The 13,632-nt window shown below is 62.3% G+C and carries 12 protein-coding genes and 1 tRNA gene; 5 read left to right on the forward strand and 8 right to left on the reverse strand.

The window, feature by feature from the left end:
- Positions 1-10: 10 nt before the first annotated feature.
- The 6 genes from G3N95_RS14215 to recA all read right to left on the reverse strand — a co-directional run bounded on the left by G3N95_RS14215 (position 11) and on the right by recA (position 5,893).
- The gene (locus G3N95_RS14215; RefSeq protein WP_205970687.1) at positions 11-724 is read right to left on the reverse strand and encodes a TerC family protein; all 714 of its coding nucleotides are present in this window, start codon (positions 722-724) and stop codon (positions 11-13) included.
- A gap of 160 nt (positions 725-884) precedes the next feature.
- Complete coding sequence (sucD, locus tag G3N95_RS14220; protein ID WP_012399862.1) at positions 885-1,766, reverse strand: succinate--CoA ligase subunit alpha; 882 nt, start codon at positions 1,764-1,766, stop codon at positions 885-887.
- Positions 1,767-1,881: 115 nt separating this feature from the next.
- Positions 1,882-3,051 carry an ADP-forming succinate--CoA ligase subunit beta gene (gene sucC / locus G3N95_RS14225; RefSeq protein WP_012399861.1) on the reverse strand — a complete coding sequence of 390 codons (1,170 nt, stop codon included), beginning with the start codon at positions 3,049-3,051 and terminating at the stop codon, positions 1,882-1,884.
- Between the two features lie 55 nt (positions 3,052-3,106).
- A complete protein-coding gene (locus tag G3N95_RS14230) occupies positions 3,107-3,844 on the reverse strand; it encodes a DUF2889 domain-containing protein (protein ID WP_205970688.1) in 738 nt (245 codons plus the stop codon).
- A gap of 173 nt (positions 3,845-4,017) precedes the next feature.
- Positions 4,018-4,809, reverse strand: a complete 792-nt coding sequence (gene recX, locus G3N95_RS14235; protein ID WP_205970689.1) for a recombination regulator RecX — start codon at positions 4,807-4,809, stop codon at positions 4,018-4,020.
- A gap of 7 nt (positions 4,810-4,816) precedes the next feature.
- Positions 4,817-5,893: a recombinase RecA gene (recA, locus tag G3N95_RS14240; protein WP_205970690.1), complete on the reverse strand. Its 1,077-nt coding sequence runs from the start codon at positions 5,891-5,893 to the stop codon at positions 4,817-4,819.
- A 246-nt stretch (positions 5,894-6,139) separates the two neighbouring features.
- Between recA and G3N95_RS14245 the strand changes: the two genes are divergently transcribed.
- The 4 genes from G3N95_RS14245 (at position 6,140) to G3N95_RS14260 (ending at position 10,508) form a co-directional block, all read left to right on the forward strand.
- The gene (locus G3N95_RS14245; protein WP_205970692.1) at positions 6,140-6,901 is read left to right on the forward strand and encodes a response regulator transcription factor; all 762 of its coding nucleotides are present in this window, start codon (positions 6,140-6,142) and stop codon (positions 6,899-6,901) included.
- A gap of 8 nt (positions 6,902-6,909) precedes the next feature.
- Positions 6,910-8,457, forward strand: coding sequence for a sensor histidine kinase (locus G3N95_RS14250; protein ID WP_205970694.1), 1,548 nt, complete (start codon positions 6,910-6,912; stop codon positions 8,455-8,457).
- 228 nt (positions 8,458-8,685) lie between these two features.
- Complete coding sequence (locus G3N95_RS14255) at positions 8,686-10,344, forward strand: MFS transporter (protein ID WP_205970696.1); 1,659 nt, start codon at positions 8,686-8,688, stop codon at positions 10,342-10,344.
- An 87-nt stretch (positions 10,345-10,431) separates the two neighbouring features.
- Positions 10,432-10,508, forward strand: a tRNA-Met gene (locus G3N95_RS14260).
- Between the two features lie 120 nt (positions 10,509-10,628).
- Here the strand turns inward: G3N95_RS14260 and G3N95_RS14265 are convergent.
- The gene (locus G3N95_RS14265; RefSeq protein ID WP_205970698.1) at positions 10,629-11,072 is read right to left on the reverse strand and encodes a MarR family transcriptional regulator; all 444 of its coding nucleotides are present in this window, start codon (positions 11,070-11,072) and stop codon (positions 10,629-10,631) included.
- Between the two features lie 145 nt (positions 11,073-11,217).
- On the opposite strand from G3N95_RS14265, the gene G3N95_RS14270 reads away from it, so the two are divergent.
- Positions 11,218-12,756 carry a DHA2 family efflux MFS transporter permease subunit gene (locus G3N95_RS14270; protein ID WP_205970700.1) on the forward strand — a complete coding sequence of 513 codons (1,539 nt, stop codon included), beginning with the start codon at positions 11,218-11,220 and terminating at the stop codon, positions 12,754-12,756.
- A gap of 12 nt (positions 12,757-12,768) precedes the next feature.
- On the opposite strand, the gene G3N95_RS14275 is transcribed toward G3N95_RS14270, so the two are convergent.
- Positions 12,769-13,461 (reverse strand): FadR/GntR family transcriptional regulator, encoded by a 693-nt coding sequence (locus tag G3N95_RS14275; protein WP_205970810.1) that lies wholly within the window; start codon positions 13,459-13,461, stop codon positions 12,769-12,771.
- Positions 13,462-13,632 lie beyond the last annotated feature (171 nt).

Raw genomic sequence — 13,632 nt, forward strand, 5'->3', positions numbered from 1 at the left:
GTGAATGTGCTCAATGCGAGTCACCTGCGACGCGCGCCGCGTTGCGCCGCTTCAGCGCGTAGCCGACGATCACGACGAACAGCGCGCAGACGATGCTCATGCCGTATTCGGCCACGGGCGTGTCGAGGATCGGCCAACGGTCGCCGGCCGGATCGTTGATGATCAGCCCGCCCGCGATCCATCCGAGCAACGCGCCGCCGAACGTGACGACCGCGGGGAAGCGATCCAGCAGCTTGAGCACCAGCTGGCTGCCCCAGACGATCAACGGGATGCTCACGATCAGCCCGAACACGACGAGCGCGATGCGGTGATGCGGCTCGGCGGCTTCGGCGGCGCCGGCGATCGCGATCACGTTGTCGAGGCTCATCACGGCGTCGGCCACGATGATCGTCTTGATCGCGGTGATCAGCTTGTCGGCGGGTTTGACGTTCGCGTGCGCGTCGGGCGCGGGCGCCAGCAGGCGCACGCCGATCCAGATAAGCAGGAGACCGCCCGCGAACTTGAGCAACGGCACGTCGAGCAGCGCGACGGCAAAGGCGATCAACGCCACGCGCAGCACGATCGCCCCGAGCGTGCCCCACAACACGCCCTTCGTGCGCTGAGCGGGCGGCAGGTTGCGGCAGGCGAGCGCGATCACGACGGCGTTATCGCCACCCAGCAGGATGTCGATGACGATGATCTGAAAGACGGCGCCCCAATGGAGCGTGGTGAGGAATTCGAGCATGGAAAGCAGAATAGAAGGTAGCGAAAGCGAACGGCAACAAAAAAGCGAGGGAGCAATTGCTCGCTCCCTCGCTTGTCGCTGCGTCTTACGAAAGGCCTTCGTAAGAGTATCAAAAAACGCCGGTATCGACCGGCGTTTCTTGAGCTTATCGCAACCCTTCTTACAGCACCGACTTCAGCAGACGGGCCATTTCGGACGGGTTCTTCGTGACCTTGATGCCGCACGCGTCCATGATTTCCAGCTTCGCGTCAGCCGTATCCGCACCGCCCGAGATCAGCGCGCCGGCGTGGCCCATGCGCTTGCCCGGAGGCGCCGTGACACCAGCGATGAAGCCGACCACCGGCTTCTTCATGTTGTCCTTGATCCAGTACGCAGCGTTCGCTTCGTCCGGGCCGCCGATTTCGCCGATCATGATGACGGCGTCCGTATCCGGATCGTCGTTGAACATCTTCATCACGTCGATATGCTTCAGACCGTTGATCGGGTCGCCGCCGATACCGACTGCCGACGACTGGCCGAGGCCCAGTGCCGTCAACTGGCCGACTGCTTCATACGTCAGCGTGCCCGAACGCGACACGACGCCGATGCGGCCCTTGCGGTGGATGTGACCCGGCATGATGCCGATCTTCAGTTCGTCCGGCGTGATCGTGCCCGGGCAGTTCGGTCCGAGCAGCAGCGTCTTGCGGCCTTCGCGGCGCATACGGTCCTTCACTTCGATCATGTCGCGGACGGGGATGCCTTCCGTGATGCAGATCGCCAGATCGAGATCGGCTTCGACGGCTTCCCAGATTGCAGCAGCAGCGCCTGCGGGCGGCACGTAGATGACCGAGACGGTTGCGCCCGTTTCTGCCTTCGCTTCCTTGACGCTAGCGTAGATAGGAATGCCTTCGAAGTCTTCGCCGGCTTTCTTCGGGTTCACGCCTGCGACGAATGCTTCGCGGCCGTTTGCGTATTCACGGCATGCGCGCGTGTGGAACTGACCGGTCTTGCCGGTGATGCCCTGCGTGATGACCTTGGTGTCTTTGTTGATCAGAATCGACATGTATTGACCTCTGTTCGTTTGGTGGCGTGCCGATGGCGTCAGGCGCGGCGAGATGCTCGCCGCACGCGCCCTTCGCACGCCGCCATTCGTAATCCGGTGATAAGCGCCCGGGCGATCAGGCCTTGCCTGCGGCCGCCGCGACGACCTTCTGCGCAGCTTCTTCCATGCTGTCCGCCGAGATGATCGGCAGGCCGGAGTCAGCCAGCATCTTCTTGCCGAGGTCTTCGTTCGTGCCCTTCATGCGCACGACGAGCGGCACTTGCAGATCGACCGCCTTCGAAGCAGCGATCACGCCTTCCGCGATCACGTCGCAACGCATGATGCCGCCGAAGATGTTGACGAGAATCGCCGTCAGGTTCGGGTTCTTCAGCATCAGCTTGAACGCTTCCGTGACCTTCTCGGTCGTCGCGCCACCGCCGACGTCCAGGAAGTTCGCCGGCTCGCCGCCGAACAGCTTGATCGTGTCCATCGTCGCCATCGCCAGACCAGCGCCGTTCACCAGACAGCCGATGTTGCCGTCGAGCGAGATGTACGCGAGGTCGAACTTCGATGCTTCGACTTCAGCCGGATCTTCTTCGTCCAGGTCGCGGTAAGCGACGATTTCCGGGTGACGGAACAGTGCGTTCGAGTCGAAGTTGAACTTGGCGTCCAGCGCGATGACCTTGCCGTCGCCCGTCAGGATCAGCGGGTTGATTTCGGCCAGCGACGCGTCCGTTTCCCACGTTGCCTTGTACAGGCCTTGCAGGATCGTGCGGGCTTGCGGGATCGAAGCGTCGGGCACGCCGATCTTCTTCGCCAGATCGTCGGCTTCCGCGTCCAGCAGGCCCTTCGACGGATCGACGGCAACCTTGTGGATCGCTTCCGGCGTCTTTGCGGCGACTTCTTCGATGTCCATACCGCCTTCGCTCGAAGCCATCACGACGACCTTTTGCGACACGCGATCGATCACGAGACCGACATACAGTTCCTTCTTGATGTCAGCGCCTTCTTCGATCAGCAGGCGATTCACCTTCTGGCCTTCCGGACCCGTCTGGTGCGTGACGAGTTGCATGCCGAGGATCTGGTTCGCGTATTCGCGGACTTGCTCCAGCGACTTCGCGACCTTCACGCCGCCACCCTTGCCACGGCCACCCGCGTGGATCTGAGCCTTGACGACCCACACCGGGCCACCAAGCTCTTCAGCGGCCTTGACCGCATCATCCACCGAGAAGACCGGCTTGCCGCGCGGTACCGCGACTCCGAATTTCCGCAGGATTTCCTTACCCTGGTACTCGTGAATCTTCATGCGTGATTCCCTTCAGTCTGAGAGTTGGATTGAACTTCGCTTCCGGCTGGACCGCTCACTCGGGACGCGCCGTTTTCACGGCCTGTCCGTCGGCTGCGGCATCCGCGCGATCCGCTGAACGCGGCGCGTGCCCGTACCAGCGCGGATAAAACTGTCGCACCGCCTCGCCATCGAACCGCAGCGCATGGCAGCGGCCCAACTGGAATGGCGGCTTGTCGTTTGATTGCTCGCTTGCCTGTTCGCCTGCTTGCGCGCTCGAAGCGTTGTCTTTGGCGTCTTGTCCGTTGCTGCCCTGCGTGCCCTGAGTCGTACCGTTTGCCGAACCGTTGGACTCTCCGCTTCCCGGCCTGCCTTTGTCCGTATTCCACACGTCGCCAGCAAACGCCTGGATGGCGGCAGTGGGCAAGATTGCGCACAACTCGGTGAGATGCGTGCAACCGGCCGTGCCGGCCAGCAAACGGGCAGCATCGCGACGGAAGTTCTGGAAAAGATTGAGCCCGATGAGGGCGCGATAGGCGGGATTGGAGGCTTCGCACAGACCGGGATACGGAACCCAGTCGGACGACGCTTCAGCGTCGACGACATTGAGCTTGCGATCGATCGTGATGCGGAGCCAGAGTTCATGGATCGGCAGGCCGTTCGGCCGGACACCCGACGCAAGCTTCACGTCACGTGGCTTTTCGTCGGTGAGGCATGCCTCGATATCCCACAGGCCATCTTCACGCTCGTATGCGTCCGCTTGGATTGCGCGGCGATGGCGCAACTGTCTGGACACTGGCGGAGAAAGCGGCATGCGAGAACAAAGGCCGGATTTAAGAACCGTTGAATTTTAGCATACTGGGTATTTGAGACCGCCCGAAGCCCGCAGGGGCTTGATGGAGCAGGCTTCAGGGGCATCCGGAGCGCGACATTTAGGCGCAGCGCTTCTTGCGGCGCACCAATGGTCCGGCTCAAGTGTCCGACAGGCTATTCCGGCGCAAAGTCTTCGTCGATGCCCTTGAGAATCTTCCCGATGATCCCCTGCGAGAAGCCGCGCGTGGCAAGGAAGCGGGCCTGTTTTGCGCGTTCGTTGGGCGTCTCGGGCAGAGCGCCGAACTTCTTGCGCCATACGGCCTGAGCGCGCGCCAACTCGGTTTCGCGCAATTGCGCGCTGACTTCTTCAACGAGTTCCTGGCCGACTGCATGCCGCTTGAGTTCGTTGACGATACGCCCAGCGCCCATGCGTGACGCGCGTCGGTGAAGCAGGCTTTCGGCGAAACGCGAGTTCGACAGCCAGCCTTCGCTTTCGAGCGAATCCAGCAACGCGTCGATTGAGTCACCATCTTCCGCATAGGGCGAGAGCTTGCGCGACAACTCTGCGCGACTGTACTCGCGCCGCGAAAGATAGCCGAGCGCGCGGCCTTTGAGCGAGCGCGCGGGACGTTGTGGAGTGCGTTTTTTATCCGCCGTGTCGTCGGATTTGGACTCGCCGGGGGCGCGACGTGAGCGCGTGTAGGTTGCTTCGCCGTGATCGGTGCGAGCGGTATCTGAAGAACGGCCTTGAGCCGACGGGCCGACGCCTGCGGCTCGATCATGAGCATCGAAGGACTCGAACGGATCGAAGTCTTCGAATGACGAACCGGAGGATGGTAATACTGGAGAAGCAGACATGCTCGAAGAAGAACGTGACGACGATTCGAATGCATCGTCGTCACGCGGGCCGCCCGTGTTGCGTCCTGCACCCGCATCCGGTGAGGCAGAGCGGCCCTTTCGTATCACGCGACGATTACTCCTCTTCGCCCACTTCCTCGTTCGCATCGACGACGGCATTCGCCGGCATCGCATTCACGCCGAGCGATTCGCGGATGCGGTTTTCGATCTCGCGTGCGATGTCCGCGTTTTCACGCAGGAATTCGCGCGCATTGTCCTTGCCCTGACCAATACGCTCGCCGTTGTAGCTGTACCAGGCGCCCGCCTTGTCGACGATCTTCGCCTGCACGCCGAGATCGATGATTTCGCCCTGACGCGAGATACCCTCGCCGTACAGGATGTCGAAAATCGCTTCGCGGAACGGCGGCGACACCTTGTTCTTCACGACCTTCACGCGCGTTTCGTTGCCGATCACTTCGTCGTTCTTCTTGATCGAACCGATACGGCGAATGTCCAGACGCACCGACGCGTAGAACTTCAGCGCGTTACCGCCCGTGGTGGTTTCCGGGTTGCCGAACATCACGCCGATCTTCATACGGATCTGGTTGATGAAGATCACGAGGCAGTTCGTGCGCTTGATCGTACCCGTCAGCTTGCGCAGCGCCTGCGACATCAGACGAGCTTGCAGACCCGGCAGCGAGTCGCCCATTTCGCCTTCGATTTCGGCCTTCGGCACGAGCGCCGCGACCGAGTCGATCACGATCATGTCGATCGAACCCGAACGCACGAGTGCGTCCGCGATTTCGAGCGCCTGTTCGCCCGTGTCCGGCTGCGAGACCAGCAGCTCGCTGACGTTCACGCCGAGCTTTTGCGCGTATTGAATGTCGAGCGCGTGTTCCGCGTCGATGAACGCTGCCGTGCCGCCGAGCTTCTGCATTTCGGCGACGACCTGCAGCGTCAACGTGGTCTTACCCGACGATTCCGGGCCGTAAATTTCCACCACACGGCCACGCGGCAAACCGCCGACGCCCAGCGCGATGTCGAGGCCCAGCGATCCCGTGGAGACCACCTGGATATCTTCTACTGCCTCACCTTGGCCGAGCCGCATGACCGACCCTTTGCCGAACTGCTTTTCGATCTGCGCAAGCGCGGCAGCAAGTGCCTTGCTCTTTTCCGCAGTCAGTCCAGCCGAGCCTTTCTTGCTTTCTTCCATGAATCGTCCTTTGCTATGATGAACGGCGTCTGAGGCAGGTGTGATGGCCATTGCAAGCGCGTTTTGAACGCGATTCGAACAACCAGCACGCTAAACGCAGACACTGTATAAAAAAACAGTAGTTTTGGCAAGTACGTTTCGCATGCGGACGCCCACATGTGCAAACGGACAACACCCAACTACCCACAAATTTTTCGGAGACGCTGTGCGCCGGAGCGCCCCGGTGCCGGCCGGGCAGGACGCATCATGCGAATTCTCATTGCCGAAGACGACAGCATACTCGCGGACGGTCTCGTACGATCACTCCGCCAATCGGCATACGCCGTCGACCATGTGAAGACGGGCGCGGAAGCCGACACCGCGCTGTCGATGCAGACTTTCGACCTCCTCATCCTCGATCTCGGCCTGCCGAAAATGTCCGGCCTCGAAGTGCTGCGGCGGCTGCGCGCGCGCAATTCGAATCTGCCCGTGTTGATCCTGACCGCCGCCGACAGCGTCGACGAGCGCGTCAAGGGTCTCGACCTCGGCGCGGACGACTACATGGCCAAGCCCTTCGCGCTCAACGAACTCGAAGCGCGCGTGCGCGCGCTCACCCGGCGCGGGGCCGGCGGCGGGCCGACCGTGGTCAAGCACGGCTCGCTGTCGTTCGATCAGGTCGGCCGAATTGCCTATGCCAACGAGCAGGTTATCGATCTGTCGGCGCGTGAGCTAGGATTGCTCGAAGTCCTGTTGCAGCGGATCGGGCGGCTGGTGTCGAAGGAACAGCTCGTCGACCATCTGTGCGAATGGGGCGAAGAGGTCAGCAACAACGCGATCGAAGTCTACGTGCACCGGCTGCGCAAGAAGATCGAACCGAGCGGCGTGCGCATCATCACCGTGCGTGGCCTGGGTTACTGTCTCGAGAAAGCGGCGCCGGCGCAAAACGCCGCACCGGCCACGCCGCAGTCAACCGGGTCCGAAACTTCCGACGCGTCCGCTGCCATGCCCGCAAGTCACTATTTCAAGTAAGGCGCTCCATGTCCGTCCGCGCACCACGCGCCACGGCGCACGCGGCGGATCTCGACGAAATCCGCGACGCGCGCTACGCGAATCCGTTTGCGCCGCCCGATGAAACCGAGGCGCAGGCGGAAACGCGTCCGCGTTCGCTGTTCGGTGAAATCCTCGACTGGATGCTCGCGCCGCTGCTGCTGCTGTGGCCGATGAGCCTTGCCGTCACCTATCTGGTCGCGAAGTCGATCGCGAACGGACCGTTCGACCGCGCGCTGGAGACGGACGCTTACGTGCTCGCACGGCAGATTCATCCTGTGAACGGCGTCGCCGAACTGACGCTGCCCGAGTCGACCCGCGATTTTCTGCGCGCCGACAATGTCGACAGCGTGTTCTATCAGGTGCTGGGCACACGCGGCGAGCTGGTCGCGGGCGATCGCGACATGCCGCTGCCGCGCGAGGAAGACCGGCCGCAGGCGGGTATCGTCGAGTTCCGCGACGACATGCTGCGCGGCAATGACATACGCGTCGCCTACACCACCGTCGAATTCCCGCAGACACCGGGCGCGCAGCCCGTGCTCGTGCAGGTAGCCGAGACGCTCGACAAGCGCAGTGCACTCGCCAACGACATCATCAAAGGCGTGATCCTCCCGCAGTTCGTGATCCTGCCGCTCGCGATCCTGCTCGTGTGGTTCGGGCTGTCGCGCGGTCTCGCGCCGCTGCACGCGCTGCAGGCGCATATCCGCGCGCGTCGTCCCGATGATCTTTCCCCGCTCGAAGCCCGCCGCGCGCCGCCCGAAATCGAGCCGCTCGTCACGTCCTTCAACGACCTGCTGACGCGCCTCGAACAGAACATGGAACTGCAAAAGCGCTTCATCGCCGATGCCGCGCATCAGATGAAGACGCCGCTCGCGGGCCTGCGCACGCAGGCCGAACTGGCGCTGAGACAGGATGCATCGGCGGAAGTGCATCGTTCGCTCGAGCAGATCGCGACGAGTTCCGAGCACGCCGCGCGCCTCGTCACGCAGTTGCTCGCGCTCGCACGCGCGGAAAACCGCATGTCCGGTCAGGTCTTCACGCCCGTAGAGATGGGCGACGTGGCGCGCAGCGCGGTGCGCGACTGGATCCAGGCTGCGCTCGCCAAGCAGATGGACCTCGGCTACGAGGGACCGGAATCGCCGGAAGAAGCCGTCGAAGTCGAAGGCAATGCCGTGATGCTGCGCGAGATGCTGTCGAACCTGATCGACAACGCGATCCGCTACACGCCGGCAGGCGGGCGAATCACGGTGCGGGTGCGGCACGACGCAACCGCCCGCATCGCGCACGTGGAGGTCGAAGACACGGGCATGGGCATCCCGGCCGCCGAACGCGAGCGCGTCGTCGAGCGCTTTTACCGGATTCTCGGGCGCGAAGGCGACGGTAGCGGGCTGGGCCTCGCGATCGTCCGCGAGATCGCTGCGATGCACGGCGGCACGCTCACCATCGAGGACAACGTCTATCAAACGTCGCCGCGCCTCGCTGGAACACTCGTCCGTGTCAGCTTGCGGACGATCGATCGTGCACGGGAATTACCCTAATCCGTCAGTTTCGACCATTTCAGTCAGCAATCGTATATCGCGACTTTGCCGCAGTTAAAGCGGTAGATATCCGATGTTCAGCGGTAATTAGCCAAAATTAGTCAATGCGAGACATTCTCAAAATAGAACCCCGCGAGTCAGAACGCCGTAAGTTTCCGCTCCAATAATCGCTACACGGCGTCGCCTGACCAGGCGAACCGCGACCGATATCAATATTGGAGACGACATATGGCTACCGTAAGCGGGCAAATCTCGCACGCGCCGATGACGAAAGAAGAGAAACGGGTAATCTTCGCGTCATCGTTGGGCACGGTGTTCGAGTGGTACGACTTTTACCTGGCCGGCTCGCTGGCGGCCTTCATCAGCAAGAGCTTCTTCTCCGGCGTCAATCCGACCGCCGCCTTCATCTTCACCCTGCTCGGCTTCGCGGCCGGCTTCGCGGTGCGTCCGTTCGGCGCGCTGGTGTTCGGACGGCTTGGCGACATGGTCGGCCGCAAGTACACGTTCCTGATCACGATCGTCATCATGGGTCTGTCGACCTGTGTGGTCGGCTTCCTGCCTGGCTACGCGGCCATCGGTATGGCGTCGCCCGTGATCTTCATCGCGATGCGCCTGCTGCAGGGCCTCGCGCTCGGCGGCGAGTACGGCGGTGCGGCGACCTATGTGGCCGAACACGCCCCTGCCAACCGTCGCGGCTTCTACACGGCGTGGATCCAGACGACGGCCACACTCGGCCTGTTCCTGTCGCTGCTCGTGATTCTCGGCGTGCGCACGTCGATGGGCGAGGAAGCGTTCGGTGCGTGGGGCTGGCGCATTCCGTTCGTCGCGTCGCTGGTGCTGCTCGGCATCTCGGTGTGGATCCGGATGCAACTGCATGAGTCGCCGGCCTTCGAACGGATCAAGGCTGAAGGCAAGACGTCGAAGGCTCCGTTGTCGGAAGCGTTCGGCCAGTGGAAGAATCTGAAGATCGTCATTCTGGCTCTGATCGGCGTGACGGCTGGCCAGGCAGTTGTCTGGTACACGGGCCAGTTCTATGCGCTGTTCTTCCTGACGCAAACGCTGAAGGTCGATGGTGCAAGCGCGAACATCCTCATTGCGATCGCTCTGCTGATCGGCACGCCGTTCTTCCTGTTCTTCGGCTCGCTGTCCGACCGCATCGGCCGCAAGCCGATCATCATGGCAGGCTGCCTGATCGCCGCGCTGACGTACTTCCCGCTCTTCAAGGCGCTGACGCACTACGCGAACCCGGCGCTCGAGGCCGCGACGGCCAAGGCGCCCATCGTCGTGATCGCCAATCCGGACGAATGCTCGTTCCAGTTCAACCCGGTCGGCACGTCGAAGTTCACGAGCTCGTGCGACATCGCGAAGAGCGCGCTGTCGAAAGCCGGTCTGAATTACGACAACGTGGCGGCTCCGGCGGGCACGCTGGCGCAGATCAAGGTGGGCGACACGACCATCGACACCTTCGACGGCAAGGCTGCCGACGCCAAGGAAGCTGGCAAGACGTTCGACAAGAACCTCGGCACGGCGCTGAAGTCCGCTGGCTACCCGCCGAAGGCCGATCCATCGCAGATCAACTGGCCGATGACTGTCGTGATCCTGACGATTCTCGTGATCTACGTGACGATGGTGTACGGACCGATCGCGGCGATGCTGGTCGAGATGTTCCCGACGCGCATCCGCTACACGTCGATGTCGCTGCCGTATCACATCGGCAACGGCTGGTTCGGCGGCTTCCTGCCGGCGACGGCGTTCGCGATCGTCGCGGCGAAGGGCAACATCTATTCAGGGCTGTGGTATCCGATCATCATCGCGCTCGCCACGTTCGTGATCGGCCTGCTTTTCGTGCGGGAGACCAAGGACTCCAATATCTACGCTCAGGACTGAGCGAATCGGGTAATCTGGAGTTCTCGTAAAAAGTTGCCGCGCGGGGGTTGACAGCCCCCGCCAGCATCTTCATAATCTTCCTTCTTCGGCGAATTAGCTCAGTCGGTTAGAGCGACGGAATCATAATCCGCAGGTCCGGGGTTCGAATCCCTGATTCGCCACCAAATGCGAAAGCCGCTGTTTCTCACGAAACAGCGGCTTTTTCATTTCCAGCACGGCCCAAGCGGATCAGCAAGAAGATCGAAGACCGCGCAACCAACGCGGCCACGCTCAAGCGAAGCACCTCACCGGTCCACGATCCGCGTCAGATTCCCCCGCACCTTCTGCAGCAATGAAATGAGCTGCTTGGCTTCGTCCTCGGTCAGTCCGCTCAAACCCTCGGCAGCAACCTGATCGCCGACCCGCTTCGCTTCGTCCAGCGTCTTCTCGGCCTTCTCGGTGATGCGAATCTGCTTTTCGCGCCGGTCGCGCGGATTGCCGATCCGTTCGATCCACCCACCCTCCTCCATCCGGTCCAGCAGCCGCCCAGCCGAAATCGGCGCGACTTCGAGCAAGTCCGCGAGCCGCGCCTGGTTGATGTCGCCGTAGAAGGACAGATACGCGAGCGCACGGCACTGCGCGCGCGTGAGGTCGATCGACAGCCGCGCGAGATCGTCGAAACGCTTGCCGACCAACCTGCCGACATCGGAAATAAGAAAGCCGAAGCGCTCGTCAAAGTGGGTTTTCATCGCGCGATTATACGAAGGGCTTCGCGCCCACGTCCGAAAACGCGCAGCGTACAACGACTACGGGAAACTCAGCGTACGCATAAAAACCTGCCGCCTATACAATAAGCATGCTTACTATTTCATAGACTCTCAAAGACTCCGCTTCATGGCCTCCGATTCGCCGGCTGCAAAGCCCGCCGTCGAGCTGAACCGTCCGATGATCACGATCGCGATCATGCTCGCGACGCTGATGCAGACGCTCGACAGCACCATCGCCAACGTCGCGCTGCCGCATATGCAGGGCAGCCTGTCGGCGTCACAGGATGAGATCACGTGGGTGCTCACGTCGTACATCGTGGCCGCCGCGATTGCGACGCCGCTCACGGGCTGGCTGTCCGACCGGCTGAGCGTCAAGCGTCTGCTGATGTTCGCGATCGGTGGCTTCACCGTCGCGTCCGCCCTGTGCGGGCTGTCGGAAACGCTGACGCAGATCGTTGCGTCGCGGCTGTTGCAGGGCATCTTCGGTGCGTCACTCGTGCCGCTCTCGCAATCGATCCTGCTCGACATCAACCCACGCGACAAGCAGGGCCAGGCGATGGCCGTGTGGGGCATGGGCGTGATGGTCGGTCCGATTCTCGGCCCGACGCTCGGCGGCTGGCTCACCGACAGCTACAACTGGCGCTGGGTGTTCTTCATCAACGTTCCGATCGGCGCGTTCGCGCTATTTGGCGTTCTGACGTTCCTGCCGTCCCACGAGCCGAAGCATGACGCGAAGTTCGACGCGTTCGGCTTCGCGACGCTCGGCCTCGCGATCGGCGCATTGCAAGCCATGCTCGATCGCGGCGAACAGCTGGACTGGTTCGGCTCGCACGAGATCGTGATCGAAGCGCTGATCGCGTCGATCAGTTTCGCGTTCTTCATCGCGCATACGGCGACCGTCGGCAAAACATCGTTCTTCAAGTACGAACTGCTGAAGGACCGCAACTTCGCGACGGGTACGTTCTTCATCTTCATCATCGGCGCGGTGATGTACGCGACGCGCGCGCTGCTGCCGCCGATGCTGCAAAACCTGATGAATTATCCCGTCGCCACGACGGGTCTCGTGACGGCGCCGAGCGGCGCGGGAACGATGATCGCGATGCTGGTCGCGGGGCGCCTGCTCAAACATATCGACGCGCGGCTGATGCTGCTCGCGGGCTTCATCGTGTCGGCGTTCGCGCTCTGGCAGATGATGCAGTACACGATCGTGCTGTCGGCATCGGACATCGTGTGGCCAGGCGTGATCCAGGGCTTCGGTCTGGGTCTCGTGTTCGTGCCGCTGAGCGCGCTGACGTTCTCGACGCTCACACCCGCATTGCGCGCCGACGGCACGGCCACTTACAGCCTGATGCGCAATATCGGCAGCAGTATCGGCATTTCGATCGTGCAGACGCTGCTCACGCGTAACACGCAGGTCGCGCATTCCGATCTCGCCGCAAACGTGACGGCCTTCAACCCCATCGTTCGACCGATGCTCGAAACGGGATCGCGCGTGGACATGGCCGTGCTCGATGTGTCGATCACGCAGCAGGCCGCGATGATCGCTTACCTGAACGACTTCAAGCTGATGTTCGTCGCGACACTGCTCGTGATTCCGCTTGTGCTGCTGATTCGCCCGTCTCGCAAGGCGCCCGATGAATCGGTCGCGCATGCTGCGATGGATTGATCCAGCCGTTAATCAGCCTTCGATTCGCCCACGCGTCACGCCGAGCAGCGACGCCATCGCGTGACGCGCACGGGGCGCATCGCGATCGCGGATCGCCTCGAACACGGCCGTATGCTCCGCCAGCGATGCGTTGAACACATCGGCGCGCTTCGCATTCAGCCGCAACTGCGCCTCGAGCGTGCGCTCGATCAGCGTGCCGAGCGGCACCAGCAGTTCGTTGCTGCACGCGGCGAGCACGCTCAAATGAAATTGCAGATCGGCCCGCACCCATTCGTCGACGTTGCGCGCCGCGACCATCGCCGAATGCGCGACATCGAGCGCGCCGAACGTCGCGTCGCTGTGCGACGCCGCGGCCAGCGCGGCCGCGTACGGCTCGATCATCTCGCGCATTTCCTGCAGCTTCAGCGCGAAATCCAGTGCGGGCGCGACACGCGAATACCAGTCGAGCATGTCAGCATCCAGCAGATTCCACGCTGCCTTTGGACGCACGCGCGTGCCCACGCGCGGCCGCGATTCGACCAGCCCCTTCGACGTCAGCGTGCGCAACGCTTCGCGCAACACGGTGCGGCTGACGCCGAATGTTTCCATCAACTCGGCTTCGCGCGGCAAGACGGATTCGGGCGCGTAGTCGCCGCGCAGGATCGCTGTGCCGAGCAGCCATGCAACGCGGCCGTGCAGATCTCGCTGAATGTCGGTTCTCCCAATGCTGTTTTGATATTCGCCCGACGTCGCTCGACGGCGATGCGGATCGCCCGCGATTATCGGCGATAGCAGACGCGAAACCCACCGTCGCCGGGCAAAACCCTGAACGAAATAATACTATTAATAGTATTTTACGGCGATTTTGATGTAGGATGTGGCTCCTCGACGGTCGCA

Origin of the sequence: Paraburkholderia sp. Tr-20389, from assembly GCF_017104565.1 — a bacterium.
Classification (GTDB): Bacteria; Pseudomonadota; Gammaproteobacteria; order Burkholderiales; family Burkholderiaceae; genus Paraburkholderia.

Coding starts and splice junctions, on each gene's coding strand:
- G3N95_RS14215 (WP_205970687.1), bottom strand. CDS start 724: ATGCTCGAATTCCTCACCACGCTCCATTGGGGCGCCGTCTTTCAGATC.
- sucD (WP_012399862.1), bottom strand. CDS start 1,766: ATGTCGATTCTGATCAACAAAGACACCAAGGTCATCACGCAGGGCATC.
- sucC (WP_012399861.1), bottom strand. CDS start 3,051: ATGAAGATTCACGAGTACCAGGGTAAGGAAATCCTGCGGAAATTCGGA.
- G3N95_RS14230 (WP_205970688.1), bottom strand. CDS start 3,844: ATGCCGCTTTCTCCGCCAGTGTCCAGACAGTTGCGCCATCGCCGCGCA.
- recA (WP_205970690.1), bottom strand. CDS start 5,893: ATGGAAGAAAGCAAGAAAGGCTCGGCTGGACTGACTGCGGAAAAGAGC.
- G3N95_RS14245 (WP_205970692.1), top strand. CDS start 6,140: ATGCGAATTCTCATTGCCGAAGACGACAGCATACTCGCGGACGGTCTC.
- G3N95_RS14250 (WP_205970694.1), top strand. CDS start 6,910: ATGTCCGTCCGCGCACCACGCGCCACGGCGCACGCGGCGGATCTCGAC.
- G3N95_RS14255 (WP_205970696.1), top strand. CDS start 8,686: ATGGCTACCGTAAGCGGGCAAATCTCGCACGCGCCGATGACGAAAGAA.
- G3N95_RS14265 (WP_205970698.1), bottom strand. CDS start 11,072: ATGAAAACCCACTTTGACGAGCGCTTCGGCTTTCTTATTTCCGATGTC.
- G3N95_RS14270 (WP_205970700.1), top strand. CDS start 11,218: ATGGCCTCCGATTCGCCGGCTGCAAAGCCCGCCGTCGAGCTGAACCGT.